This is a genomic window from Bacillus sp. LR--39 (assembly GCF_053613335.1).
Genome location: NZ_JBSIOT010000045.1, coordinates 1 through 2278 on the forward strand (window position 1 = coordinate 1; position 2278 = coordinate 2278).

The window sequence follows — 2278 nt, forward strand, 5'->3', positions numbered from 1 at the left end:
ACGGCAAAGCTTGCCCCCGCCACGCCAAGCAGAATCCCGATGGCATACAGCTCAGTCAGGGAACGGCCGCCGAATGTCCCCCAAAGGAGCGGAATCATCGTCACCAGCATCCCGATCACTGCCGTTTTTTTCGGTCCGATTCTGTCCGTTAAAATACCAAGAATGATACGAAACACTGATCCAGATAAAATCGGCACAGCTACGACAAGCCCTTTCTCAAAAGGAGACAGGCCAAAATCCTGAGAAATATAAACACCCAGCGCCCCTAGCATAACCCATATCATAAAACTGACATCAAAGTATAAAAAGGAACAGAGCAACGTGAGTGGATGACCGCTAGTTTTCAGTTCCGACAGCTTCATAAGATTCCCCTTTCTAGACCCTCATTATTTTACATTTTCTGAATCAAGGATATAGGACCATTATTTTCTGGAAAAGACATGTGTAAGTTTTTGTGACACGTTTAATGCGTTAACAGTGCATTGTGACATAATTTTTAATAGGAGAAAACTTACGAGCTTCGCCAAAGGAGGTCTGATACATGAAGAAACAAAGATTGGTGTTAGCGGGAAACGGCATGGTCGGAATCCACTGTATTGAAGAAGTATTAAAGCTGAATCGCCACATGTTTGAGATTGTCATTTTCGGAAGCGAACCTCATCCCAATTACAATCGCATTCTCTTATCCTCTGTATTGCAGGGTGAAGCGTCACTCGATGATATTACACTGAACAGCAAGGATTGGTACGACAAGCACGGGATCACGCTTTACACAGGCGAAACGGTTATTCAAATTGATACAGATCAGCAGCAGGTCATAACGGATCGCAAGCGCATCCTGTCTTATGACAAATTCATTGTGGCAACAGGTTCCTCCCCTCATATTCTCCCTATCCCCGGGGCAGACAAAAAAGGTGTCTATGGATTTCGGACAATAGAAGACTGCCAAGCGCTGATAAACATGGCCCAGCACTTTCAAAAGGCTGCGGTAATCGGAGCCGGCTTATTAGGACTGGAAGCTGCAGTCGGTTTACAGCATCTCGGTATGGATGTCAGTGTCATTCACCACTCCGCCGGCATTATGCAAAAACAGCTCGATCAAACAGCGGCGCGGCTGCTGCAAACAGAGCTGGAACAAAAAGGCCTAACCTTTCTTTTGGAGAAAGACACCGTCTCCATTTCCGGCACCACGAAAGCAGACCGAATCCATTTTAAAGATGGCTCTTCATTAAAAGCAGACTTGATTGTGATGGCGGCCGGCGTCAGACCGAATATTGAATTGGCTGTATCCGCTGGAATCAAAGTGAACCGCGGGATCATCGTGAATGACTTCATGCAGACAAGCGAACCGAATATCTACGCCGTTGGTGAATGCGCCGAGCATAACGGAACGGTGTACGGATTGGTGGCACCGCTTTATGAGCAGGGAAAAGCGCTCGCCAGTCATATTTGCGGCGTTCCATGTGAGGAATATCAAGGCTCAGCACCATCTGCGGCGTTAAAAATAGCTGGAATCGATGTGTGGTCAGCAGGAAAGATCCAAGAGGATGAACACACAACGAGCATCAAAATCTACGACGAACAAGCAGGCGTTTATAAAAAAGCACTTTTTGCAGATGACAAACTGGCCGGCGTTATTTTATTCGGAAACACCCGTGACAAGCAGCGGCTTCTCGACAGCCTGCTTAAACAACGAGACATCTCCATTGTCAAAAAGCAGATCATCGAACCGGAGACAAGCGGCCCTTTATTTGAATCCATGCCTTCCAGTGAAACGATTTGCCAATGCAACACAGTGACGAAAGGCGCGATTGAAGACGCGGTGCACACGAATAGCTTAACAACTGTTGAGGAAGTCAAGCACTGCACCAAAGCCACTGGGTCCTGCGGAGGATGCAAACCGCTCGTTGAGGACCTTTTGAGGTACATGACCAACAGCGAATATACGAAGCCCGCCGGCACACCTTCGTTTTGCAGCTGTACTGATTTTACAGAAGACGACATCATCGCTGAGCTTCAGCGCAGGCCATTCACTAATCCGGCAGAAGTGATGAACCAGCTTGACTGGAAAACAAAAAACGGATGCAGTACTTGTGTTCCTGCGATTCAATACTATCTGGAAATGCTGTACCCCGGGTTTGTCCAGCCTGAGCCAGCCACTGAAGAGACATGCATCCTGATTCCGCAAATGTACGGCGGGCGGACAAACGCGGAGCAGCTAAGAACCATCGCCAACATCATTGAGGCATACAGCATTTCCGACGTATCCATCACTCAC

2 protein-coding genes are annotated in these 2278 nt (G+C 47.7%); one reads left to right on the forward strand and one right to left on the reverse strand.

What is annotated here, in order from left to right:
- Window positions 1-362: MFS transporter (locus tag ACWHAR_RS19995; RefSeq protein WP_452087612.1), on the reverse strand; the 362-nt coding region annotated here is incomplete at its 3' end.
- 179 nt (window positions 363-541) lie between these two features.
- Here ACWHAR_RS19995 and nasB point away from each other — a divergent pair.
- Window positions 542-2278: assimilatory nitrate reductase electron transfer subunit NasB (gene nasB, locus ACWHAR_RS20000; RefSeq protein WP_452087613.1), on the forward strand; the 1737-nt coding region annotated here is incomplete at its 3' end.